The organism is Paenibacillus sp. SRL342 (genome assembly GCF_984798905.1).
Genome location: NZ_OZ481790.1, coordinates 1,532,295 through 1,557,433, shown reverse-complemented (window position 1 = coordinate 1,557,433; position 25,139 = coordinate 1,532,295). Strand labels below are relative to the sequence as shown.

18 protein-coding genes are annotated in these 25,139 nt (G+C 44.2%); 2 read left to right on the top strand and 16 right to left on the bottom strand.

Translation table 11 applies throughout. From position 1 onward, the window contains the following. Positions 1-262: 262 nt before the first annotated feature. From AC4E8D_RS06905 to AC4E8D_RS06845, 13 genes are all read right to left on the bottom strand, one after another. Positions 263-5,419 (bottom strand): 5'-nucleotidase C-terminal domain-containing protein, encoded by a 5,157-nt coding sequence (locus AC4E8D_RS06905; RefSeq protein ID WP_490205986.1) that lies wholly within the window; start codon positions 5,417-5,419, stop codon positions 263-265. Between the two features lie 570 nt (positions 5,420-5,989). Continuing rightward, positions 5,990-7,144, bottom strand: coding sequence for a copper amine oxidase N-terminal domain-containing protein (locus AC4E8D_RS06900; protein ID WP_221819153.1), 1,155 nt, complete (start codon positions 7,142-7,144; stop codon positions 5,990-5,992). Between the two features lie 186 nt (positions 7,145-7,330). Continuing rightward, complete coding sequence (locus AC4E8D_RS06895; RefSeq protein WP_221819152.1) at positions 7,331-8,704, bottom strand: ABC transporter substrate-binding protein; 1,374 nt, start codon at positions 8,702-8,704, stop codon at positions 7,331-7,333. Between the two features lie 359 nt (positions 8,705-9,063). Continuing rightward, on the bottom strand, positions 9,064-9,885 hold the full coding sequence (locus AC4E8D_RS06890; RefSeq protein ID WP_221819151.1) for a carbohydrate ABC transporter permease: 822 nt from the start codon (positions 9,883-9,885) through the stop codon (positions 9,064-9,066). Further along, on the bottom strand, positions 9,882-10,847 hold the full coding sequence (locus AC4E8D_RS06885) for a carbohydrate ABC transporter permease (RefSeq protein WP_221819150.1): 966 nt from the start codon (positions 10,845-10,847) through the stop codon (positions 9,882-9,884). The genes AC4E8D_RS06890 and AC4E8D_RS06885 overlap by 4 nt, the downstream gene beginning before the upstream one ends. A gap of 343 nt (positions 10,848-11,190) precedes the next feature. Beyond that, on the bottom strand, positions 11,191-13,008 hold the full coding sequence (locus tag AC4E8D_RS06880; RefSeq protein ID WP_036669004.1) for an APC family permease: 1,818 nt from the start codon (positions 13,006-13,008) through the stop codon (positions 11,191-11,193). Between the two features lie 278 nt (positions 13,009-13,286). Next, complete coding sequence (gene rhaD, locus AC4E8D_RS06875) at positions 13,287-14,132, bottom strand: rhamnulose-1-phosphate aldolase (RefSeq protein WP_221819149.1); 846 nt, start codon at positions 14,130-14,132, stop codon at positions 13,287-13,289. Between the two features lie 436 nt (positions 14,133-14,568). Further along, the gene (locus AC4E8D_RS06870; RefSeq protein WP_221819148.1) at positions 14,569-15,090 is read right to left on the bottom strand and encodes a GNAT family N-acetyltransferase; all 522 of its coding nucleotides are present in this window, start codon (positions 15,088-15,090) and stop codon (positions 14,569-14,571) included. A 946-nt stretch (positions 15,091-16,036) separates the two neighbouring features. Continuing rightward, entirely contained in the window at positions 16,037-16,240 is a 204-nt protein-coding gene (locus tag AC4E8D_RS06865; RefSeq protein ID WP_221819147.1) for a hypothetical protein, read from the bottom strand. Positions 16,241-16,573: 333 nt separating this feature from the next. Then, the gene (locus AC4E8D_RS06860) at positions 16,574-16,861 is read right to left on the bottom strand and encodes a hypothetical protein (RefSeq protein WP_101314123.1); all 288 of its coding nucleotides are present in this window, start codon (positions 16,859-16,861) and stop codon (positions 16,574-16,576) included. A 191-nt stretch (positions 16,862-17,052) separates the two neighbouring features. Continuing rightward, positions 17,053-17,541 (bottom strand): DinB family protein, encoded by a 489-nt coding sequence (locus AC4E8D_RS06855; RefSeq protein WP_221819146.1) that lies wholly within the window; start codon positions 17,539-17,541, stop codon positions 17,053-17,055. 27 nt (positions 17,542-17,568) lie between these two features. Then, on the bottom strand, positions 17,569-18,504 hold the full coding sequence (locus AC4E8D_RS06850; RefSeq protein ID WP_221819145.1) for a helix-turn-helix domain-containing protein: 936 nt from the start codon (positions 18,502-18,504) through the stop codon (positions 17,569-17,571). 240 nt (positions 18,505-18,744) lie between these two features. Continuing rightward, positions 18,745-19,623: an AraC family transcriptional regulator gene (locus AC4E8D_RS06845; protein WP_405131608.1), complete on the bottom strand. Its 879-nt coding sequence runs from the start codon at positions 19,621-19,623 to the stop codon at positions 18,745-18,747. Between the two features lie 81 nt (positions 19,624-19,704). Here AC4E8D_RS06845 and lacZ point away from each other — a divergent pair, with 81 nt between their 5' ends. Further along, positions 19,705-22,824 carry a beta-galactosidase, LacZ type gene (gene lacZ, locus AC4E8D_RS06840; RefSeq protein WP_339182739.1) on the top strand — a complete coding sequence of 1,040 codons (3,120 nt, stop codon included), beginning with the start codon at positions 19,705-19,707 and terminating at the stop codon, positions 22,822-22,824. 94 nt (positions 22,825-22,918) lie between these two features. Then, positions 22,919-23,662 carry a hypothetical protein gene (locus AC4E8D_RS06835; RefSeq protein WP_490205985.1) on the top strand — a complete coding sequence of 248 codons (744 nt, stop codon included), beginning with the start codon at positions 22,919-22,921 and terminating at the stop codon, positions 23,660-23,662. Between the two features lie 118 nt (positions 23,663-23,780). Here the strand turns inward: AC4E8D_RS06835 and AC4E8D_RS06830 are convergent, their stop codons facing one another. The 3 genes from AC4E8D_RS06830 to AC4E8D_RS06820 form a co-directional block, all read right to left on the bottom strand. After that, entirely contained in the window at positions 23,781-24,128 is a 348-nt protein-coding gene (locus AC4E8D_RS06830) for a hypothetical protein (RefSeq protein WP_221819142.1), read from the bottom strand. 132 nt (positions 24,129-24,260) lie between these two features. Continuing rightward, the gene (locus AC4E8D_RS06825; protein WP_260632582.1) at positions 24,261-24,503 is read right to left on the bottom strand and encodes a hypothetical protein; all 243 of its coding nucleotides are present in this window, start codon (positions 24,501-24,503) and stop codon (positions 24,261-24,263) included. Between the two features lie 117 nt (positions 24,504-24,620). Next, on the bottom strand, positions 24,621-25,061 hold the full coding sequence (locus AC4E8D_RS06820) for a hypothetical protein (RefSeq protein WP_221819140.1): 441 nt from the start codon (positions 25,059-25,061) through the stop codon (positions 24,621-24,623). Positions 25,062-25,139 lie beyond the last annotated feature (78 nt).

The window sequence follows — 25,139 nt, the reverse complement described above, 5'->3', positions numbered from 1 at the left end:
TATACCTTCGCTTGGTGAAAATTAACAGGCATTAATTGGGCGTATCTCAAAACTCGCTGAAGTGCATCTTTCACCGCCTTTTCGCCCCCTGCTGCGTCACTTTCACTTGACGTGCCCCGGCACGCCTGCAGAAAACTTCCTTGCTTTGAACGAAAATTCGGCAAAATCTACTTCCTTCGGAGTTTTCAGACACGTCCTAGTAAAAAAAACAGCTTGCAGATGGAATTCTGCAAGCTGTTCTAAACCGTTGGTATCTTGCGTTTTATTGCTTTTGTAACTCGCTTGCCGCCAATAACAAGGTTACCACTTCAGCACGTGTTGCTTCAGCGAGGGGATTAAACCTATTTTTGCCGGTTCCCTTTACCAGTCCTGCATCATATGCAGCAGCGATATATGGAACAGCCCATGCAGGTACTTTATCTGCATCCGCAAAACTCAGTGTCGGATTCGACTGTACCGGGAGGCCGAGTGCTCTGACGAGCATAACTGTCATCTCTACCCGCGATACTTTGCCCGATGAACGGAACGTATCATCCGTATACCCACTAATGATCCCTTGATCCACTGCCTGTGCAATAAAGGATTGTGGCCATGCAGGTATTCCAGCAGCATCCTTAAAGGTCAATGCTTTGTTGCTGGCTGGAAGTTCAAATGCTCTTCCCAACATAACAATGAATTCGGCACGTGTGGCTGGTGCATTCGGACGGAAATTACCATCCTGATATCCGTTCACAATTCCCCGGGAAATGGCCTGTCCAATGGCAGCAGCTGCCCAGTGATTTCCGATGTCCTTCAGGTCTACGACCGGAGTAGTTGGATTAGGATTTCCTCCATTACCCGGAACGGTTGGCGTAGTTGGGTTTGTAGGATTGGTTGGTGTAGTCGGTGTGGTTGGAGTTACAGTCGGAGTAGGTGTTGTAGATCCTCCACCACTGTTACCACTGCCCGGATTACTTCCATTATTCCCGCCACCATTACCAGGATTGCTTCCATTTCCGTCCCCAGGGAGTGGCGTGCCTTTTAGATCGGTACTGCGTCCTTCTGTCTTTTGATCAACTGTACCTACACGGTCCAGATGTTCATGGAAGACTTCATAATCGACCAGATTTAATTCGTAGAATCGATTATCATCTTTTGCCGTTCTCATAGCACGATAGAAGTCTCCACCGTTAGCCATGAATGAATTGGTAGCGACGATATAGTATCCGTTCGGATCAATATCCGTGTATGTTCCATCTGCATTCTTAATCTGAACTTTGACCACACGTTGACCCACTTGGGTCACGGTATTGGTCGTTGCATCAATTTTCTCGCCTGGTTTCGTGGAATCGTAGTAGAAACGCATACCCGCTACTTGCGGAAAACGTCCTTCTCCCGTTTCCACACCACTAACACCATTTTCCAGTGCGGCTGTAATTTCCTTGCCTGTCATTTTCAACGCAGACAGGTTATTACCGAATGGCATCACAGTCAGGAGATTGCCCAGCGTAATATGACCTGTCTGGAATGAAGCGCGAATGCCACCGCCGTTCTGGATCGCCACGTATCCTTTGACGTCGTTTTCCTGCACAATGGATTTCACTTTCTCCAGCATACCGTCTGTCATCAGGTTTCCTAAATTGGTTTCCTGTTTCCGCACAGCGCCACGTTCTCCATCCAGGAAGACATTTGTTTTACCTATAACCGTTTTCTTGAATTGTTCCAGCTGAGGCGCATATTCCTGCAACTTGTTTGCAGCTTCCACATCATCAGCATAGATGAATTGGTTGGCAGCATCTTTCGCATCCAGACTTAGCAATTTGCCGTTCCACTTCTTCAAAATACCTGCTTCATCAAACGTAACATCCAATTGACCAAGAGAGACATCATACTCCCCAGTTTGCACAACCAATGTCGGCTCATCCTGGCTGCCTACAACAATCGGTTCCTTCAGAATGGTGTGTGAATGACCACCTACCACAATATCGATCCCTTCTACAGCTTCAGCCAATTTCAGATCCTCTGAGTAGCCAAGGTGAGTCAAAGCAATGATTTTATTGATACCTTCATTTTGCAGCATCTGTACAGTTGCTTGTGCACTTGCCTTGTAATCCGCAAACTTCAAGTCATCTCCTGGTGAAGAAAGAGATACCGTGTCCGGTGTCGTCAGTCCGAAAATACCGACTCGCTCACCCTTCACTTCCGTAATAATCGCCGGATAGATTTCGGCTTTATCAGCCGGGTTACCGATGCTATTGTTGTACAAACCGCTCAAACTCGCATCCTTTGAATAATCAATATTAGCACTCACAAACGGGAACTCTGCTTTCTCAATAAATGCTTTCAGTACGCTTGGACCTTTATCAAACTCATGGTTACCAAAAGTCATGGCATCATATCCAATCATGTTCATGAACTCCAGATCAGCCAGACCGTTAAACAGATTGAAGTACAATGTGCCTGAGAAAACGTCCCCTGCATCCAGCACCAAAGTGTTATCATTGCGAGCTTCCTTAATTGCCGTTACTCGGCGCGGGATGTTATCCAGATGCGCATGCGTATCATTCGTGTGAAGAACGCGCAGGTTGAAGTCCCCTTCTTCCACTGGATCTCCAATACTTAATTGTGCGAGTAGTGGATCATGGTCGCTCACCCGTCCATCCGCTGTCTCAAAATCGGCATTCACATGTACCACTTCGATGGTTGCTGTCTCAGTTAGATTTTTACTCACCAGAATGTGATCCAGTGTCTGAGAGTTTCCATCATAGATGTAGGAATACCGTTGATTCTCTGGTAGTTCGTTTACCAGATTGTCCAGTTCATTACCTTCAACAATGTTCAAGGTATTTGAGAATTGGAAGTCATTGAAATCACCGAGTACAGCGACATTTACCTCAGGGTCTTTGTTCAGTAACTCTTTCACAAACCCATTTACCAATGCAGCTTGCTTCGCACGTTGAACTTCACTGCTTCGAGTTGCAGGCTGTATACTTCCAAAAGGTTTCAGGTCCCCACCTTTGGAATTGAAGTGATTGGCAATCACCACTACACGTTCACCATTGAATTCGAATTCCGCTGCGAGCGGTTTGCGAGAGCTGGCGAATGCCTCGTCCTCCGGTGCAATACGACCCGGATTATTGGAGAGACTGCCGTCAGCTTTGACTGTGATCGCTGTCGTAGCATTTCCTTTTCCGATACCATTAGCCAACGATATACGGTTCGGCTGATAAAGGAACCCTACACGAATATTGGCACCAGGTGCCCCGCCATCCTTGTTATTTTCCGGAGAAATCTCACTATATCGATATGTTGGTCCGTTGTTCGTTTTGATTGCATCAATTAGCGTCTGAAAACTCTCATTGGACGCTGTTGTGCCCGTGTCAGCATCGCCATCGTTATCCTGAACTTCCATGATGCCAATGATGTCTGGCGTGTTCAGATTATCCACGATGATTTTACCGATTTTATTGGCTCGTGTTGAATCTTTTTTGCTGAAGTTCTCCACATTAAACGTAGCAATGGTCAGTTTATCTGCCGCTTGTTCAATGGAAGTAGTCGCTTGTTTCGTTTCTCCCGGGATAACTGCTGGTAAATTCCCTTCAGGACTCACCTTGAAATTGCCGCTAGAGTATGTCATTACTCCGATTACATTCCCATCCAACTTATCGCCTGTTTTTACTGCTTTGGAAGGTTTCTTGCCGATAAATAGACGCTGCGGATTGAGATCACTCTCATTCATATCTTTCTTGTTATCGGTCAGAATAACACCACCGTTAGGTGTGCGAAGTGAATTATTCTCACCATTATCCACAACAACGGCCAGACCCGGTTGACTGGAGTAAGGACCTATAATTTCAGGCTTTTCCAGTTCAACACGCATGCCTTCCAGACTTTCATAGAAATCTATAGCATCCGTCTCGGGATTAAATTCTACAAAAGAGTCCGAGTCAATGACTGTTGGAATGATTCGTCCATTGACACCCAACTTCACAGGTACAGGTAGATCGACTTTTTCTAACACTCTTACAATGGTACTCGCCGTAATTTGCGTGGTGGTTAATTCGTTAACCGCCCCATATTCCGTAACTTTGCCGGATACCTTCACCTGGTTGCCGACGATAACTCCATGACTCGGTTTATAAACCTGAATGGCTTCGGATTTCCGATGATCACCGTCCATCTCATCCGGAAGCTCTTGCATGTAAAAACTGCTTGTACTGACGGAGGTAACTATACCTTCGATATCCTTAACATCGTATCCGTTAAAAACAGAGGTATGTCCTGCGCCCTGAATATCATGGATACGCACGTTTTCTTTATCAGGAAGTACTTGATACGTAAAGGTGTACACTGCACTGGATTGTCCATTAAGAATGGCAACGGCTTTGATTACGATGTCTTGATCAATCACTATTGGACTACTATACACGGTGGAAGAAGAAGTAGGCTCTGTATTGTCCGTTGTGTAATGTACAATTGCATCCTTGGCTGGAGAGGTTAATGTGACTTCATTGTTTCGGGGAATCCCGCCAGATGGAACACTTGCCATCACAGACAGGCTATTTTCTACAACATCTGCGGCTGTTCTAGGCAAAAGCTCTAATCCGTAATTACTGTTGAAGGTCAGAACACCTTGCACATATTCGTAGGTTTTGCCGACAGTTAGCGCGGTAGGAGAGTTTTTGGCGTAAATCGTCATCTCAGCACCATGGCTATCCGTAGCGTAAAACGTCGAACTACTGCCCCGTGTTACCTGAATATCTCTTACTTCGACAAACATTCCCTCATACTTTTCGCCAGGACCTTTGTTACTTTGGTCTGCTGGTCTGACAAAGTCTGTGGACACCATATTTTTGGGTCCGGGGAGTGTTACATTTTGCTCAGTGACCTTCATGTATCCTTCGGTAAAACCTGACTTATCCTTCTCAATCTGGACGAGTCCGCTGTAGTGAGTAATTGGACCATACACTTCAATGCGATCCCCCACGTCAACTTGATTTTTCGCTCGGACTACAATGCCAGCCTCTTCGTCTTGGATATAATAATTCGTGAATTCTCCGGAGAGTTCACTGTACGTTACGACACCTGAAACGGCTACATTTGTATTTGGCGCAAGTACTCGTGCATCAGCAATGGATATGATTAAAGTCCCTTCTGCTTCCTGCACTTCTGCATTATCCGTCTCAGCTGGTTCCTCACTTTTAGTTTCATCCATATCATCATCTTCGTTATTCGGTGACTCTAGGTCTGACGATTCTTCAGTTGGGACAGCATCCGGTATGGATGTCTCCTGATCACTTGTTTGCGGCTCTTCCGTTACTAAACTTTCCTCATCAGCATATGCGGTACGACTTAATCCACCGATTGGTGCCGCACCTGTAACGACAAGAACGAAAACCAGAAACCCTTGTGCCCAACGTTTCACTTGCTTGTTGTTCATTCGTCCTACCCCCATGTTTTCAACTTGGCAATCATTTGTTCATCCAGCATGTACATTAGTTCAAATATAAGATAACTGAATAACAGACTCGTGTAAACAATAATTCTTATCTATGAAAGAAAAAAGAACACTTATATCACATCCCCTAAGCAAATCTCTATAATAATGAATAAATAGTACTAACTTTTAACTAAAACACGTTATTAAGCCTATTAAAGTTATATAAGTGTTAGATATACGATTATTTAACGTCAATTAAATTAACATTCACAATGAATATATATACGAATTCGACATTTAGTGACAGTACTCATTTCTTTAAACCCACTAAAAACTGAGTCTTGAGACATGCATTTTCACATGATAAAACGATATGTACGGATCAATTTAGATCACCACATTAACTGAGTATAAAAGAGAACTATTAAGCGCAAAATCAGTATGAGTTAATAGAATGTTAAAAAAAACCACAAGAACATCTCCAATTACTCTCAGAGACTTTCTTGTGGGATAATATAAAATATGAAAAATGATACTAATTTCACTTTTTCGAAATGTTACAGACGGTTTTCAATACACTTCTGTGTCTGGTGTCAAAGTAATATTACTTCCATAGGGTTCAATTAATCCTTGTTGCTCCAAGTACTGGTCAACGTATCGATCTGCATTCAGTGAAGTTGACCCGATCCAGTCTGAATATGTTTTTCCAAACATTTTATATAGTATGTCACTAGTATATTCATTACTTAATTCCCCAAAAACAGTATACAACTGTTTTACCGTATTTGTGTGTTTTTTCCCCTCTAAATCGGTCCATGTTACTTTTTTATTCAGATCTACCTTCCTTATATCCTTAGTATATATTTGTACATTTGACCCATTGATTTTGAAGTACACACGGATGCTTTTTTCGTAAGGATGACCCTTGAGAATGCTCCACCCTTTCATATCTCCAGTAGCTGGCACAGCATAAAGTTTCCCTTTTGTTGGAGTTGTTCCTGTTACACTGTTTTGTTTTTGAGGTTGTTCAATATTAATAGTCATTTTACCTTTACCAATGGATACTTGCATCTGCTTAGCTTTAGAGTTATAAGTCACAGTTCCACCCAGAGCATCTGAGAGAACAGAAGCAGGAAACAAAGTTACGCCATTTTGAACAAGCAGCGGGGACTTGAGAGTTAATGGCTCTCCATTTAACGTTGCTTTTGTTCCCGTTTTCGGGAGAGTTAGTTTCGTAGAACCAACTTTAATCTCGAAGGCGTCCTGTTGAGCAATGTAACTAACACTCCCTCCCAGTGCCTTGAATACCTCTTTCATCGGAACAAGAGTCACACCATTTTTTATGTATCCTCCATCAATTGCTTCATCCAAGCTACCTGAAATAGTAACTGATCTTTCAACATTTTCGACTTTAACAGTAATTGTTGAAGAACCTACACCTATTACCTTTACCATCCCAGTGCTCAGCACTTGAAGTATATGAGGTTCACTGATCGTATAATCTGTTTTTGTAAGACCTGTATTTCTTCTGTAGTATGGATCGTTATCGCTATGTATTGAATTTTCGTCATCATACACAACAACTATATTAAGATTAATCTTACCACCGACCGAAACTGTAGTATTAGGGATGAGTTCAATATCTTTAACTTTAAGTTCCTCCGCATAAACACTTGAAACAAACAACAACATAAATGCCATCATTAGAACCGTTACTCTTTTCATTCACTTGTACTCCTTCTTATTTTTATTATGTCTATTTCTCTCCATGATTCTATTTATTGGGATACCTTTTTGGCTTCCTACTTCTATTTTCGGAATCATTAACAAAAAATGTTAGTCTTTCTTTTTAGTAAAATAAAAAAATTGAATGCAGCTTAATCACTGCATTCAACACTGATATGAATTAAATTATTTCTTCACCGTACTATTATATTGCGCAATCTTGTCTGTAATTTGTTTAGCTGCTGTATCCAATGCTTCCTGTGGTGTACCTTGTCCATTCAGGACGGTTTCAATCGCTCCTTCGACAAGTTGTCTCGCTTCCGGGAATACACCCATTAATGCCCCGGATGTTGCTGTCGAATCCGCAGAAGCGTGCAATTGATCGACTGCTGTCTGGAATTGCGGGTACTTCGCCATATTATCCTTTAATACTTGCTCATTGTAGGCTGCTGTCGTAATAGGGAAGTATCCTGTCGCAACACTCCAGTTCGCTTGTACCTCTGGTGTAGCCAAGTACTTGATGAACTCCCATGCCGCTTGCTGTTGTGCTTCGGATTTGTTGTTCATGATGTACAAGCTTGCTCCACCCACCACAACGCCGCCTTCTTTGGCATCCGCTGGACGAGGCAGGAAGCCTGTTCCCAGTTCAAACTTGCCACCTGAACCTTCTACGATTTTACGCAGGCCAGCCGTAGAATCCAGGGTCATACCGATTTGCTGAGCGGTAAATGCTGCTGTTGTATCGTCTGTGCTACGTCCCAGATTGGAGAGGGTTTTCTCGTCAATCATCTTTTTCCACCACGTTAATGTCTTCACTCCAGCTTCGGAGTTCAGCAGAGACTCTGTTGCTGCCTCAGTTCTTCCGTTTCCATTGTTTACATAATCTGCATTCTGGTTCGCAAAGAATTGTTCCATGAACCAGCCGTAGATCGCCATGGATGCACCTGGCTTACCGTCTTTCGCCAATGCTTTTGCCGCTTGCTCAAACTCTTCATACGTCTTTGGCGGGTTCTCCGGGTCCAGACCTGCAGCTTTGAACATATCCTTGTTGTAGTACAGGATCGGGTTCGATGTGTTAAACGGCATCGCGTTCAATTTGCCATCGATGGTGTAATATCTTATGATGTTTGGCTCCAGTTGGGACAGGTCAAACTGATCCTTGTCGATGAACTGTTGTACTGGCGTAATCATGCCCGAATCAATCATGAACTTGCTACCGATCTCGTAGACCTGGATAATGTCTGGACCGCTGTCTGAGCCCATGGATGCTTTGAGTTTGTTCAAGCTCTCATCGTACTTCCCTTGATAGATGGGTTTCACCTGAATGTCGGGGTGGCTAGCGTTAAAGTCGGAAGCGAGTTGGTTAATGGCTTTCTCCCCAGCGCCAGACATGGAATGCCACCACGTCAATTGTGTTGTTTCAGCTGCGGCCGCTTCTGCTGGTGCTCCACTTGCCGGACTGCTTGTTTCAGCTTTTGTTCCGCAAGCTGAAATGACCAACATGAGTGCAGCCAGCATTAATGCAAATGTACCTCTTTTTTTCAACCGAAATCTGTTCATAATCGCTCTCCTTTTATATGGCTCGCTTCAGAATAAATCTGGAGATTGACACGGCGTGGCCGTTACGGTTACGAATCGTTCTTCTGATTGCTGTTATCCCCGGATTTTTTTATATCCCCTTTTAGAGGGGAAAATCCGTGTATAAAGGCAAACGCTTTGCTTCTTCAGAATCGATTTCGTCCCCTCCACTACTACCGTGGTTTCTCTCTTAAGATCTTATTTCAAGACACGAGCCTTGTTTATTCGCTCCTGATAACCAAACCGTAGACCTTGTACGAAGATACAATGTTTAATCCAAAACCTTTAAAACTTCCACTTCCACTTCAATTTCAATTTAATAGTTGGAAACCTTACCCCTCTCACCCCTTCAGCGCGCCTGCGGCCATTCCGCGGACAAGCTGTTTCAACCCGAAGATCAATAACAGTAAGGATGGTAGAATGACCATGGCTGTTCCGGCAAATACCAGATTCCACGCTGTGGATTCCTGGAACTCCAGCATCGAGATTCCGATCTGTGCGGTTCTCATTTCCGGTGTGTTTGTCACCAGCAGCGGCCAGAGATACGAATTGTACATGCTAAGGAATGAATAGATTGCCAGTGTTCCAAGTGCCGGACGGGACAAAGGCAAGACATGCGATATGAAATAGCGAATATGACCACAACCGTCGATCCTCGCCGCCTCGAACAATTCCTTGGGTAGCTGCATGAAGAACTGTCTTAGCAGGAATGTACCAAACGCCGTTGCCAGAAACGGCACGGTAAGCCCCTGGTAACTATCCAGCCAGCCCCAGCTGCGAACTGTCAGATAGTTGGGGATCATCGTCACTTCCCATGGAATCATCATGGTTGCGACAAACATGCTGAAGATGACGTTTTTGCCTTTGAACTGCATTTTCGCAAAAGCATAGGCTGCCATACTCGCTGTAATCAATTGACCAAGCGTCGTTAGGCCAGCGACAAGGAAGGTATTGCCGATAAATCGGCCGATCGGAACGATATCAAATACTTCGCTAAAGTTGGACAAAACGATGGAATTTGGAATGATATGCGGCGGATAAGCGCTCGCATCTTCCGGCGTCATGACGGCCATGAAAAAGGTGTACATCACCGGATACAGTACAAGTGCTGCACAGATCGTCAGTAATACATACAACAGCGTTTTGGTCCATGTCGCACTCATTGGTAATGCACTTTCCTTTCTACCCATTTGAATTGGATCAGGGTCAGCAGCATAATTACCACGAACAGGATCAGGGCTTGTGCACTACCTGTACCAAAGCGGAAATTAACGAAGGCTTCCTGATAGATGGAATAGACAAAAACATTCGTACTGTCCATTGGGCCACCCCGGGTTAGAATGTTGATCTGACCGAACGATTGAAAAGCGCCAATGATCGATACGACCGTAACAAAAAATAATGTTGGTGACAGGAGCGGCATTGAGATTTTGCGAAAAGTAAGTACTGGACCTGCGCCGTCAATCTTGGCACTTTCATAGATCTCATCCGGGATGCCCGCCAAACCACTGGATAGAATAATGTAGTTGAACCCAAGATTCATCCAGATTGTCATGATGGAGATCGAGATTAACGCCCAATCCGGGCTGGTAAGCCAAGGAATTGGATCAATACCTACTTTGCCAAGCAGATAATTCAGCATGCCCAGGGTCGGATGGAATAGAAACTTCCAGATCACCGCTGACGAACCGACGGATAACACCACGGGCAGAGAAAATACAAATTGGAACACACGCATTCCCTTGAACCGGTTGTGAGTCAGTGCAGCCAAAATCAGAGCAGCCAACATACCCGTAGGCACTGTAAATAGCACAAATAGTAACGTCACTTTCATCCCTTGCATAAACAGTCCTGATTGGAACACGGCCTTGAAATTATACAGTCCTACATAAGCCGCAATCTGCCCCGTCGGATCTGTGGAATGCAGACTGAGATAAACAGACTTAAACATCGGGTAAAACAGAAACACTGCAAACAAAAGCAGCGATGGTGCCAGGAAACCATAGGCCAGCATATTCTCCCGCATTCGCTGCACACGCAGCGAGGCTGTACGACGCTCACTCGTACCGGATACGCGCCGTTTGGCGGCGGCGGGCAAGCTGATCCGGTTATCAAGCTCACTCATCGGATTTTCTTCCCCCTTGATTCACGCATTCAGTGTGTGTGAAATGTTACATCAACTTCAGCACCACGTTATCTAGTGTAAGAGTCGAATGTCACAACAAAATCTTTTCTGAATCAACGTAACGTTAATCATAGACAAGGGGCTTTACGCAAATGTGTATCCATTCGAAAGCGGTATCCAGACCGGATTTCATGACAAAAAACCGCAAGAACTCCCCTGTTTGGAGATGTCCCTGCGGTTTGATGTGTAAATGGAATATGAACGTTTGTCTATTAATAAAAGCGACTCATTTTACAATAATCTGTAAATCTTCCAACCCCGGTGAAGCGATTAACCGTTCGAGTTAACGATTAAGATGATATGGCACCGTGGTGACAATCACGTCTTTGTAATTGATCAGATAGGCCCGGATCATGAAGCTGGTCTGGTTGTGCAGTACATTTTGCCACCAGTGCTTGGTGATGAATTGTGGAATTAGAATGGTGATGTGATCGGTCTCGGCCGTTTTCCACTCTACGGTATCAATGAATTTCTTGAGCGGCCCCATAATGCTACGATACCTCGATTTGATCACGACCAGACGAACACCTGGATTCCACTCTTCCCACTTCTGCTCCATCTTGCGTATGGCCTCATCATCGAAGCCAATGTAGAGTGCGACCACGTGATCCGACATCGTCTGGGCGTAACTGATCGTATTCATGACAACCCGGGTAATGCCCGCAACAGGAATGACTATCGTATTGCCTTTCTTGGCTGGCTTATCGACCTGAATATCAATCCGCAGCTCATCTGCGATGTTGCAATAATGACGGTGAATACGCATGAACACATAAACAACGAGTGGCAAAAAGATAAAGATGACCCATGTCTGCGTGAACTTGGTGAAAATAAAGATCAGGGTAATCGATAATGTAGTCAGCATACCGACAGTATTGACCAGCAACTTCATCTGCCAGCCAGACGGCTTCACTTTGATCCAGCGAATCATCATACCGAGCTGTGACAGGGTAAATGGAATGAACACCCCTACCGCATAGAGCGGAATCAGGCTTTCCGTATTTCCTTTGAACCCAACCACCAGAAGCGCAGACATCACACTGAGAAAAATAATACCATTCGAGAAGCCAAGCCGGTCTCCTCTGACCATAAATGCATGCGGCATGTATTTATCCTTTGCCATCATGAAGGATAACAGCGGAAAAGCCGAATAAGCTGTGTTGGCTGCCAGGAACAGGATCAGTGCCGTTACACCCTGGATGATAAAATACATCGTGCCCCTGCCAAATGTTGCTTCAGCAATCTGGGAAATGACCGTTGCTTTGGGATCAGGCTTCACTCCGTACCCATAAGCCAGTAAGGTGATGCCGATGAACATGGCTCCCAATATACAACCCATGAGCAGTAACGTACCTGCGGCATTTTTCTCGGCAGGCTGCTTGAAGTTCGGGATCGCGTTACTTACCGCTTCCACGCCAGTCAAGGCCGAACAACCGGAGCTGAATGCTTTCAATAATAGAAACATACTCACATGGGATAGACTTGTTCCGAATTCAGGTGCAGCTGCTTCCATCCCCCCGGCAAGAAATTTGATTCCGCCCGAAATAATCAGAACCGCAATTGAAAAAATAAACAGATAGATCGGGATCGCCAGCACAGACGCTGACTCCGTTACTCCCCGCAAATTCATAATCGTTAGAAAAACTATCATAATGAGTGCAATCACAACACTGTAGTCATGCAGCATAGGAAAAGCCGACGTAATCGCATCCGTCCCTGCCGACGAACTTACCGCAACGGTCAAAATATAATCGACCAGCAGAGATCCTCCGGCAATCAGACTGGATGTTGTACCCAGGTTATCCTTGGCTACGATATAAGCGCCGCCCCCTGTTGGATAAGCAAATATCGTCTGGCGATATGAAAAAATTAAAATGACGAGTAATCCCAGCACGGCGATGGAAATCGGAACGGAGTACCACAGGGCGGCGAATCCGGCCGCAACGAGCACCAGCAAAATCTGTTCCGTACCGTAGGCAACGGACGATAGGGCATCCGAGGACAGGATGGCGAGTGCCTTCCATTTCCCCAATTTTTCTCCATCCAGTTCAGCCGATTTCATGGGCTTGCCTATTAAGATTCTCTTCATTTTGCCAAGCATGATCATAACTTCCTTCCGTCTCTCATCTGTGAAGCATTGTTATTATGCAAAATCGCAGAGCCATTGACAATACGTCATTTCACCCGAAATTCGCCAGCGCGTGATAATGCATTCTACGATTCAATAATCGATAACAAAGCCATTCTTGTTCAGCAATTTGAACTTTTTTGAACCAAAATGACGATTGTTCGCCAAAAAAAAGGAAATGGCCTTTGGTTCAATGAACCAAAGACCACTTCCTTGATTTATGCGTTGACTATATTGCAATAAAACATCCTTTAACTACCCAGAATGCCGGGACGAGGAGTAACACCAAACGCTTGTGCCAGTGTGGTCAGCTGCTCATCTGTAATTCTCTGCCGGATCTCGTGACCAGCAACCAGCATATACACTTGGGCTGCCTTCTCGATGGTTTCAATCAGACCAAAAGCCTCGTCAATCGTTGTGCCCGTTCCGAAGATGCCATGTTGCGGCCAGATCACCGCGTGGTATTCTTTCATTTTCTTAGCCGTTTCGCGCCCAATCTCATTCGATCCAGGGATCATCCAAGGAATAATGCCGATCCCATCCGGGAATACAACCACACACTCCGTGCACATCTGCCAGAGGGTCTTCGTGAATTTTGCCTCATCCAATTCGTGGATAAACGTCATCGCCAGCACATGAGTCGCATGATTGTGCATAACAACACGGTGGTTCGGGTCCAATTTCAGACGTTCAATATGGCTCATGAAATGCGTAGGTAATTCACTTGTTGGATTCGCCCCCGACTCCAATCCCCAGAGCACTTCCAGCTCCTGACCATCTTGCGATACACGCAGCAACCCCAGGTTGCTTTCGGGATCAGCGAGTACATTTTTGAAATATTTACCCGATGCTGTCACGATAAAATACTTGCCTGCCAGCTCTTGCACCGAAAACGCGGGTTTGATCTTGCGAATCACATGCTGGATATCGATATATTTGGCTACTTCCTCTTCCTCCAGCAGATAGCTGACATTACCACCATTGCGCTCATCCCAGCCATTTTTCCACATATGTTGAGTAATTTCAGCCATCTCACGGACAAATGGAATATGGAAACCTGCAGCCTGCGTTGTTTCATTGGTAAGGGTCACGTTCATGATCAATCTCTCCTTATATTGAAAATCAAATGGCTTGCCACGTACATAGTAAGTTCCTTATTTCACATTCATTATACCTTTGTTTATCTTTGATAGTCAATAATAAACACAGAAATATACTTTTATTTGTTTTTGTTTAGTTTTGTTTATTTGAAAATAAAACAAAAAAATACCCCACCGGCGCCCGGCGGGGTCAGTCACACATCTATTTAACACGAGAAGGGGTTTACAAGAGTTATCATACCTCTGCTACCTTAATAGAAGCTGAAAGCGAAATAAAAAAAGCATGAAACATATATCCTCTTTGGACAATAAAAAGGAGATAGACCTATGGCAGTCCTTTCTACAGGCCCGATTGAGAACAACATGGTATTCGGATCAAGACTCACCCAATCGCCTAACACGCAATCCCTGTCCTTCATTGGCCGGGGGTTTCTTATTTTCGCAGCATATACGATGGATGCATCTTCCCTGTCGGTTCATAGCGTTCATCACCTGTATACTCAAATCCCAGCTTGATCAAGATGTGACGTGACACTTCATTATCCGGATGATGCCCCGCAAACAGTGCCTTCACGTTCATTTTGTCAAAGGCATACGCAATCACCGCACGCGCTGCTTCCTGGGCATACCCTTTCCCCCAGTGATCCCGGGTTAGATGAAACCCCAATTCATAGATCTCCTCTTCAGGAGAATACGGACGCAGGCCACAGCAACCGACAAACACCTCCGACTCTTTCTCAAAAAGGGGCCAATATTGCACACCCGCTTCCTTCTGCCTTTGAATCTCCTGTGTCAATCGCGCTTCTACCTCATCCTCGCTCAGAAATCCCTTGCTGCTAATCCACTTGGCAACCTCATGATCGCCCCACAATGCAAACGCCAGCGCACGATCTCCTTCGTTCCAAGTCCCACATACCAACCGTTTGGTTTCAAATAAGATGGTCCTGTTCATCATCGACTAACCTCCTGTATGCCAACACCAGTCTGCGTGCCGCCTATACCTTAAATTAATCGAATGACCGCCAAAGTAAACAAGCCTGTATAAAGGCACTGTTAAAGTTTAAAGGTAATACGCATTTATTATTTACTCAACTTTCGCACTTAAAATAATGAGTCAACCCCCTTGTGGGCCTAAGAAGATTTAAACAGTACTGTTTCTAGTGACAAAAAAACACTTCTCTTGTTTGGTATCATGGAAGTGTGGATCAACCATAAAAAAGAAAGGTGTGTAAATGGGCTGTTTTTTGTCTACTACAAGAATGGATTTCTGGTTTACCCAGCTATATCAAGGTGATTTAAGCTGAGGAAGTTGAGTAACAATTTTATCAATATTCATTTCTTACTTTCAATTTACATCTTTTCTTAACTTCACCCCTTCTATCTTTTAATAAGGGGGTTCTAGGTTGGAACTAACGTCAATCTACAATTACTAACAGATCACAATTCATTTACTGTACCACAACCATAAGGTTGGCAAGTCTGAATTTTCGAAACAGTATTAATAAATCCAGTATAATCATGATATCTCCTGCTAATGCCTGTGGAGCGTAACTGAGATCTTCATAAATGGGTCTAACTTTTTTGATTGCATAATTCACTTCGCCGGTTTGCAGATTTTCATACTTTAATTGCTATCATCGACTTTTGTAATTTTCAACTCATCTTCTCCATTTGAATCGGTCGCAATATAGTAATTGTCATATTGAACTAATGTAGAACCATCTGTAAAAGTTACAGAATTACTGGTTGTGCTTTCAACTAATCTAAAGAGGCTTTTATCCACTTGTGACACTGGCAAAGAAGATGGTAAATCTACCTGATCCTGAGCAAAGGCTGGTCGTGAGATAGATGTAGAGAGCAGAACTCCCGCAAAAAATGTTTTAGAAATTTTTTCTTTACTTCTATTTCTTCTTTTTCCTGAAGAAATCGAACTTGATCACATAATCAAAAAGAGACGTAATTACAATAGCTCCAATTGGAATCAATAAATAAATCCAAAACGGATTATTTGGAGCTTCACCAGGGGGGGCATCAGTTAAAAAAACATAAAGAACAACACAATAAATTATGGCCACTACAATACCTGTTATGTTTCTATTTTTCATAGTTGTTTTCCACCTCTTGTTCATAGAAATTCAAAATATTATATTTCCCACCCAAATATACTATAACACACATTTGGAATAATTTACCTATTCTATCTATTACTTTATAATATCGATTGTAAAATACTAGATTCTGTGAAGCCAGATCTCCACTACATACGGCAACCTATGGCGGGTTATTTCTTTTATAATTTTAATTAGGAAGCGGCAAGTAATTTATTAACTTTTATTATCTCAAAATCCCCTTTTAAACCTATGTATATCCATTTTAAAAAAGAAGACCCCTGCCGACAAGATGTCCGACAGAGGCCATTCCATTCAAGTTCACACCAATTACAAATCTCCTACGGCGAATTGAATTGTTCCGGAAGCTGCGCCTCCAAGGTTAGCTAATAAGGCAAAAACCAGAACTCCACCTGCCGAAATGGTAAGACTGCTGTTTACAGGAACAACGTAAGTGACTACTGGTGCATTAACACGTGTGATCACGAGAGATACTGGAAAAGGTCCAAAGTTGTTCACTGTAGCGCTGGCATTGGTACCTCCAGCCAAGTTTTCATAGTAGGACTTGCCTACGCCGGCTGGAAGATTGTAAAACTGTTGTGGTAAAAGGATGGCCATTGAAATCACCTCCTTTTTGCTTTGATACGGTATTCTATGCTTGAAATCTATTAAAGCAACGGTGAATTACCAGCGTCATAATGTCCAATTTTGATAGACTTTATAGATTAATAGACGACTGTACGCAAAAAAGGCCCCACCGGACCATCCGGTAGAGCCAACTAAGCTTACTTTAAATATAACAAGTTTAATTACGCATACAGCATGAAAAAGTTCAGTTCATGGCCCTGCTGCTTGAGATAGTTATACAGCTGCGAACGGTGATGGAATACATGCGTTACCGTTTCAATCTGCCATTGAACCTGCAAGTGACCATGTTCCATATAAAAAGCTTTCGTTGAACGATTCAAAAAGTCATCTTCGCTCAATCCCGTGATATAGGCTTTGTAGGATTCGAAATTGCTCCATAACGTTGCTTCAAGCTTCTCGATATCCTCAATCCCCGACAGACTATTCTCCACCAGACCAACCTCAGCTTCACCTTTTTCCTGCATAATAGCAAGATCGGATGCGGTAATCTGGATAAAATGATGCACTAGCTCCACCAAAGAACGCATATTCTCCTGTGGACGATAAGACCACTCCTCCGAACGGATCAAGCGAATTAACGAAGCTCCCGTCCGTACGCCTGTTTCCAATTCATTTAACAAGTGATCCCGAATCTGCAATGTTCCATTCATATATGATGTCTCCCTTATCTTTTATTCTCACGACTTCAGTATAACCGAAGGTGCTACAGATCTATTGTACAAATCGGACAACATTCTGCCATACTCCCTGGCTGCTGTCAACGGAGTCTCTCCATAAAACTTGCGAAATTGCCGAATCAGATGGGCTTGGTCAAAAAATCCATGATTCTGGGCAAGCATTGCCCAGTCTGCCGTGTTCCCCTGATGAATATCACTCAGCACACGATGAAAACGAACCACCTCACTGAATCGCTTGGGGCTGATTCCGACCCATTCCGAGAACTTGCGATGCAACTGCCGTTCACTGATCACTTCACGCATCGCCAGCTCTTGGACACTCATACGTCCCCCATCTATAAAGATACGGTGCAGCACATTTTTCATCAGATCGTTCTCAGATGTACTTGCCTGCACCGACAGCGGACTCAAATACGCATTCATAACCTCTACTCGCTCTGCAAAACGATTCGTTTCGGCCATCCGTTCCTGAAGCTCATTCAGCTTCTCCGGCCAACATTCCTGAAGTGCAATTCGCTTATCCGTAAACCACTCCAGAGGCATGCCATGGAAGACATGCGCTCCACCCGGGAAGAACCGGACACCAAAGGTGTAGTCTCCAGCAGGGGAACCATCATCGGATGGCTCAGGCACAGCGAACGGCTGTGTATAATTGCCACAGTAAGCATAGGAGTGCTCTGAACAGACTGGGTCATATGTAATCAGCATGTCCGTGCAACCATCCGGCAATACCCGTGCAGGTACCGTTGTCATCGATCGCTCTGGACCTTCTCTCTTAGCAACATCCGCATATGTGTTCGGAAGAGATCCTGATTCCCAATAACAGGCCACATAAGCCATCAGACCGGCAGCAGGTATTTTCTCAACATAATAACTGTTAGGGTACGTTCCATTCATCTGAATAGGTTTAAACAACGGGTGCAAGCTGTGATCCACAATTCCATCCTCCGGTCACTAGAGTTGGTTACACATTATGTATTCATCTATCATACCACCAACCGAAGATATGAAGAAAAAAAGTGCCCTACCGGAGGACAATCCGATAGGGCCAGTCACACATCTATTTAACACGAGAAGGGGTTTACAGGACTTATCTTACCTTCCCAACCTTAATGGAAACTGAAATTAGGATGAATAACAGATCAAAATTCAAAATGAATACCAGCATTCAGACTTTCAATTCAGCCCGTGCAGTTTGCGAAAACGTTCTGGACTCATGCCTGTATGCCTTTTGAACATCGCACAGAAATAACTGGCATTCTCGTAACCCACCCGATCAGCAACTTCATATATTCGAAGCTCTCTCTCACTGAACATAAGTTGTTTGCTTCGATTGATCCGTTCCTGGTTCACGTAAAATACAGGTCTAGTATGGAGTGCCCTCTGAAAGAGCCTGCACAAATATTGGGGAGAGACCACAGCCACATCGGCCAGTTCCTTCAGGGAAAGTGAACGATCCAGATGCTCTGCGATATAACGCAGCACAGGCTTCAAACGCTCCAGTTCATCATTATAATTGGCTGATGCGATGAGTAGTGGCTTCAGATCCAGCAGAAGGGCATATAATTGTTTGGAGCATTCAACATCGTAATCTGCGTAATCCGTATCTCCTCCATTCTCTCCTCTAACCAGAAGTTGCTCCAGGCCACGCAGCAGCGTTGCTGTCCTGAGTCTGCATACGCGTGAGCCGGTTATCCCCGCATATGACAATAACTGGCTGGCCTCTCTCCCCTGAAACGAGACCCAAGCCAGCTCCCACCGATCACTGATGGGCATATATCGATGCGGGACATCAGGATACAGAAAGAAAACGTCACCCGGTCCAACGATATACTCGTCCTCTTGTATAATCAGTCTCCCCTGACCATGAATAATCTGGTGGATCTGATAATCCGGGAATCCCTCTGGACGCTCAGTTTCATATTGGTGTTCCCAGTAACCGACCGTGGTCATATAGATCGGCAGGCGAGCAGCTTCTTCTGTTTTACCAAAAAAAATCCGGGTATCCATCCAGTACACCACTTTCTCCATCGTTAGTTTCATATTGTGATACATATGGGCAATATTCTTTATTCTCTAAGTCATCATTCAATTCTATAATGACAATATTATAACATTTCAGAAGGAGTTGCTGTTATGCGAAAGAAACTGGTACACACCCCTCCGGCAAATGGATACCCGGAATGGAACAATAATCCCGAGACTTTTCAAGTAAACCGTCTACCCGCACATGCTTCTATGGTAGCGTTTCCATCTATAGCAGAAGCATTGTCCAATGATTCCAGCGCATCGCCATGGTACGAATCACTGAATGGTCAGTGGAAGTTTGCCTTTGCGGAGACACCGGAGCAACGGATTACATCCTTTTATGAGAACAACTATGATGCCAGTGAATGGGATGAGATCGCCGTTCCTTCCAACTGGCAGTTGCAAGGTTACGATTATCCCCAATATACAAATATGACGTATCCGTGGGTCGAGCGTGAGCCTGAACTGAAGCCACCATTTGCACCAACAACCTATAATCCTGTGGGTTCATATATCCGTACGTTTACTGTTCCTGCAGACTGGAAAGACCGGCCTGTCCTGCTGCACTTTGAGGGTGTTGAATCGGCCTTTTATGTATGGGTGAACGGGGAGCTGGTCGGTTATAGCGAAGACACGTTCACACCAGCAGAATTTGATATCACTCCGTATCTGACCGAAGGTGAGAACAAGCTCGCTGTAGAGGTATATCGCTGGTGTGATGCAAGCTGGCTGGAGAATCAGGATTTCTGGCGGTTAAGCGGAATCTTCCGTGGTGTATATTTGCATTCACCTTCACCAGTTCAGATCGCCGATTTCTTTGTTCGTACTGAACTGGATGACGCGTATCAGGATGCGGAGCTACTTCTGGACCTGAAGTTATTTAACCATAATGCCGCGCAGCCCCCTAGCGGATTGTCCGTTCAGGCGCAGCTCTATGATGCACAGCAGCAGACTGTACTGAAGCAACCCCTTACTGCGGCCGTTACTTTCCAGGGTGTGGATGAACTTTCATTCCAGTTGTCAGCAGAGGTTATCAATCCGCTTCTATGGAGCGCCGAGACCCCTCATCTATATACACTTGTGCTGTCCATTCAGAATGAATCGGGTGAAACACTGGAGGCTGTTCGCAGCCGGATCGGATTCCGCAAGTTTGAACTGAAGGACGGCCTGATGCAAATCAACGGTAAACGCATTGTGTTCAAAGGCGTCAATCGTCATGAATTTTCACCGGATACCGGTCGGGCTATTGGGCGGGAAGACATGATCCGTGACATCGAGCTGATGAAGTCCTATAACGTTAACGCGGTGCGTACATCCCATTATCCGAATCAGTCACTCTGGTACGAACTGTGTGATGAATACGGCCTCTATGTCATTGACGAAACGAATCTGGAAACCCACGGTACTTGGTACTATGGGCAAAAGGAAATGAATGAAAACAATATTCCCGCGAGTAAACCGGAATGGCGTAGTAATGTAATAGATCGCTGTAACTCGATGTTCCAGCGGGACAAAAACCATCCGTCTGTTATTATCTGGTCTCTGGGTAATGAATCCTTCGGCGGCGATAACTTCATCGCCATGTACGATTATCTGAAACAAGTCGATCCAACCCGTCTCGTTCATTATGAAGGCACCTTCCATTATCGCCCTTCTGATTCGGCAAGTGATATTGAATCGACAATGTATATCAGCCCACAAGATGTGGAGCAATACGCGCGCATGAAGGGTCCGAAGAAACCTTATATTATCTGCGAATACAGCCATGCCATGGGTAACTCCTGTGGAGGTCTGCATCTGTATTGGGAGTTGTTCGATAAATATGATGTGTTGCAGGGTGCTTTCATCTGGGACTGGGTCGATCAGTCCATTCGTACCACTACGGCAGATGGTGTAGAATATTATGCTTATGGCGGCGATTTCGGTGAATCCCCTCATGATGGAAATTTCTGCGGGAACGGACTGATTCTGGCCGATAAGACGGTTACACCGAAGCTGGAAGAAGTGAAGAAATGTTATCAGAACGTTCGTATGGAAACCGTTGATGTCAAAGACGGCCTGCTGCGCATCCGAAACCAGTTCCTGTTCACGGATCTGAGCGAATATTCGCTCGTATGGACAGTAACACACGATGGAAAGTCTGTAGAGAATGGCACGTTGGACATCGCGGTACCTCCTGGTGAATCGGCTGAAGTCCGCATCCCTTACACGCCATCGTCCGATCTGTTCCAGGAAGCAGTGCTGACTGTATCTCTGGTTACCAAAGTGGCAACCAAATGGGCAGGAGTAGGTCATGAGATTGCTTGGGATCAATTCGTGGTATCTCCGCGATTACGTCCAATCCAACCGGTACACCAAGGGCAAGGCAATGCGCTGCAGGTACAGGATCTGCAAGATGAATTGAAAGTGACTACAGGCCAAGCCAACTTGAGCTTCAATCCAGCCACTGGCGCGTTAACGTCCTATCAAATCAACAATCAGGAACAATTGCTCGCACCTGTTCGGCCAAATTTCTGGAGAGCCATGACAGACAATGATCTGGGGAACCGCTTGAATGAGCGTTCTGCGTTCTGGAGAGATGCTCACGCTACCAACAGATTAATTCGCTTCGAGCACCATGCAGACGAGCAAGGCATTCTCGTGACGACCGATTATACGTGGGATCAACATCCGGGATGTACGCTGTCCATCACATACCGAATTGATGTGGATGGTATATTGGAAATCAGTCAAACCCTTATTCCAGGCGTAGACTTACCTGATCTACCGGAATTCGGTATGCTGATGCAACTGAATAACAGTCTGGATACGATATCCTGGTACGGCAGAGGACCGCATGACAACTACGCAGACCGTCTGACCAGTGCACGTCTCGGTTATTACACAGGTGCGGTTCGAGATCAATTTGTTCCATATCTGAAACCACAAGAGTGTGGTAACAAAACGGATGTACGCTTTGCTGAAATTGCGTCAGTGGATGGTCAGCTTGGCCTTCATGTTGAAGCCACCATACCCTTTGAAATTAATGCGTTGCCGTGGACACCGGAGGAACTGGAAGCAAACGACCATGTGTACAAATTACCTCAAAGCACGCAGACTGTCGCTCGCATCAATTACAAACAAATGGGTGTTGGCGGAGATGACAGCTGGGGAGCACGTACCCACGCTGAATACACCTTGCCAGCCAACCGCGCGTATCACTTCACCTTTACGGTAAGACCTGTATAACACCAAGCAAGCACTGCTGGCAGTATGCCGGCAGTGCTTTTTTTGTTGGGGCAGTGGGTAGTGAGAGTTTGAAGTTTTCCATGGGAACATTATAATGAATGAGGTGCAAGAAAGATTTTTACCAGCTATTACTCTATTACGAGGTGAGAATTTGCAATATCTGTTTACCACTCTCTTCATTCTTGGCTTTATTACTTTTGTGGGATTTCTTATTCTGATGATCTTATCTATTCGCAAAGGTAATAGGTTGCCGATCAGATATATTTTTCTAACGACGGCCTGTTTTGCGATTGCTTTAATAGGTTTGTATGGGACGCTGACTTTATCTTCGAACTCTACTCAGTCTGAAATAGATCAGACCCCTTCATCCCAGATTAAACTCTCTGGCTTCCACATGACTGCCGATGAATTTAAAAACAAGTTTAATGGCGCTGTAGGCAAATACCGACTGAATGGTTTGAGTATTACCCGCTTGAATATACTGGACTCTTCCGAGCAGGGCACTGGCTCTTTCGAGTATGTATTTAATGACGAATTGCGCTTGGTTGGTGCAGTGAATGCAGATGAGAGCATACAGGAAGTCAGGTTATACAGAACTGGTGATACGCGTAAACCAACAGGTGGAATTCTTTTGACTGCTATCGCCACACTCATTCTCACAACCAATAGTGAGTACTCGTATAACGATGCACAAGATGTCATCCAGGATATCGGACTATTGGATCGCGATGTGAATCAGCCTGATTTTGATGGAAGGACGGTTCGCAACGGATTGGAATATCGCTTCAGCGTACAGGATCATGATCACTCGATTTTCAAAATAACTGTTGAGAAATGAGATACGATTGTGCAAAAAGGCCGCTCCATGAAGGAACGGCCTGACGTGTGATAAGTACTATAGGAGTGATTCAGTAATTGCCACCAAACCAATGATGAACACCTCCCGAATGCGAGAGTTACTCAAAAGTTACAATCTCGCTCTGATTGTTCCAACTCATTCTAAAGGTAATTGGGTCTTTCGTTTTCTCCGCCTCAGTAACCGTTCCCGACATACTGAATGGTACCTCTTGTTCTTCAAGCGCTTTCCCCTGTTGTTCTATATTATTGCCGGTAAGGTCAAACACAAAATCTTTTATACGCTTTTCATCACCTATATAAGTAATACTATAGCTCCCTGTTGATCTCTGTAGAGAAACATCCCAGTTATCGCTCTTTCCGTGTAACCTATCATCCGCACCACAAGCTGACAAAATAGATACAATTAATATAATACAAAGAATCAATGGCAATTTAAATAATTTCATAAAATCCCTCCAATACAATAAAATAACCAAAAATTGAAAAATCAATCTCCATAAACGGCCGATAAATCAATTGGCCAGATTATCAGATCAGATCTAAGCTAGGTTACGTGTGATAAATCATGTATGTGTTACCTATCTTGTGTATCGATCAATGTCATCGATCGCAGACTCGTGCTCTCTTCGATGATGATCTTCATGCTGCCGAACGTCGTTCTTTAACTTTGCTAAGAATCCCCAGCCCATAAAGGCAAGTATAAGTACGGTAATCAGTGCATAAGCAAAGCTATATAAATTCATAAAAAAGTTGATAAAAATTGCAGCGAGCATCAAGCCCAGAATCCATAATGTCCACTTTGTACCCTTTCTCAAAATCATTTCCTCCTCAAGTCGTTGCTGATAAGCTCTCTATGTATCACAGTACATACGAAATCATAGAAACAAGGTTTCAATCTCAGGGCTTCAAATCTGCATTTAGAGCGAATTACCGAATCTTTAATTAACATCAGTTCCAAGAGAAACATCCAATATGCCAGACATCCCTTGCGCAGAAGAGGTACTTACATAATACGAACCCGTCGACAATGCTTTGTCACTATAATATGTATGCTCTTTTCCATCTGCTGGAACACTGCCAGACGTTATCGCGGTTCCACTAGTAGATCCTTCATTGATCGTGAACGTGAAGTGTTTCGAACCCGTGTTTTTAAAACTCACTTTCACATAACTAAACCCTGTTGGAATATCAAACCAATGCGTATTTGTAGTACCTGCGAAATCCTCATTATTGATTACTGTGAGTGTCGTTAATGGAGTATCACTAACTTCATTTACTTTTACAAATTTTCGTTCGGAATCAGAAGTGAAATTATAAATTAAGATAATAACAGCAACAGACATCAAAACTGCTAATATCATTTTTCTAATATGTTTCATGATATATGCCCTCCATATCTCTTAATACTGACTTTGATTATACCAATATTCAACAACACAAAAACCACTCCTTAATAA

Coding starts and splice junctions, on each gene's coding strand:
- AC4E8D_RS06905 (WP_490205986.1), bottom strand. CDS start 5,419: ATGAACAACAAGCAAGTGAAACGTTGGGCACAAGGGTTTCTGGTTTTC.
- AC4E8D_RS06900 (WP_221819153.1), bottom strand. CDS start 7,144: ATGAAAAGAGTAACGGTTCTAATGATGGCATTTATGTTGTTGTTTGTT.
- AC4E8D_RS06895 (WP_221819152.1), bottom strand. CDS start 8,704: ATGAACAGATTTCGGTTGAAAAAAAGAGGTACATTTGCATTAATGCTG.
- AC4E8D_RS06890 (WP_221819151.1), bottom strand. CDS start 9,885: ATGAGTGCGACATGGACCAAAACGCTGTTGTATGTATTACTGACGATC.
- AC4E8D_RS06885 (WP_221819150.1), bottom strand. CDS start 10,847: ATGAGTGAGCTTGATAACCGGATCAGCTTGCCCGCCGCCGCCAAACGG.
- AC4E8D_RS06880 (WP_036669004.1), bottom strand. CDS start 13,008: ATGCTTGGCAAAATGAAGAGAATCTTAATAGGCAAGCCCATGAAATCG.
- rhaD (WP_221819149.1), bottom strand. CDS start 14,132: ATGAACGTGACCCTTACCAATGAAACAACGCAGGCTGCAGGTTTCCAT.
- AC4E8D_RS06870 (WP_221819148.1), bottom strand. CDS start 15,090: ATGATGAACAGGACCATCTTATTTGAAACCAAACGGTTGGTATGTGGG.
- AC4E8D_RS06865 (WP_221819147.1), bottom strand. CDS start 16,240: ATGAAAAATAGAAACATAACAGGTATTGTAGTGGCCATAATTTATTGT.
- AC4E8D_RS06860 (WP_101314123.1), bottom strand. CDS start 16,861: ATGGCCATCCTTTTACCACAACAGTTTTACAATCTTCCAGCCGGCGTA.
- AC4E8D_RS06855 (WP_221819146.1), bottom strand. CDS start 17,541: ATGAATGGAACATTGCAGATTCGGGATCACTTGTTAAATGAATTGGAA.
- AC4E8D_RS06845 (WP_405131608.1), bottom strand. CDS start 19,623: ATGTATCACAATATGAAACTAACGATGGAGAAAGTGGTGTACTGGATG.
- lacZ (WP_339182739.1), top strand. CDS start 19,705: ATGCGAAAGAAACTGGTACACACCCCTCCGGCAAATGGATACCCGGAA.
- AC4E8D_RS06835 (WP_490205985.1), top strand. CDS start 22,919: ATGAATGAGGTGCAAGAAAGATTTTTACCAGCTATTACTCTATTACGA.
- AC4E8D_RS06830 (WP_221819142.1), bottom strand. CDS start 24,128: ATGAAATTATTTAAATTGCCATTGATTCTTTGTATTATATTAATTGTA.
- AC4E8D_RS06825 (WP_260632582.1), bottom strand. CDS start 24,503: ATGATTTTGAGAAAGGGTACAAAGTGGACATTATGGATTCTGGGCTTG.
- AC4E8D_RS06820 (WP_221819140.1), bottom strand. CDS start 25,061: ATGAAACATATTAGAAAAATGATATTAGCAGTTTTGATGTCTGTTGCT.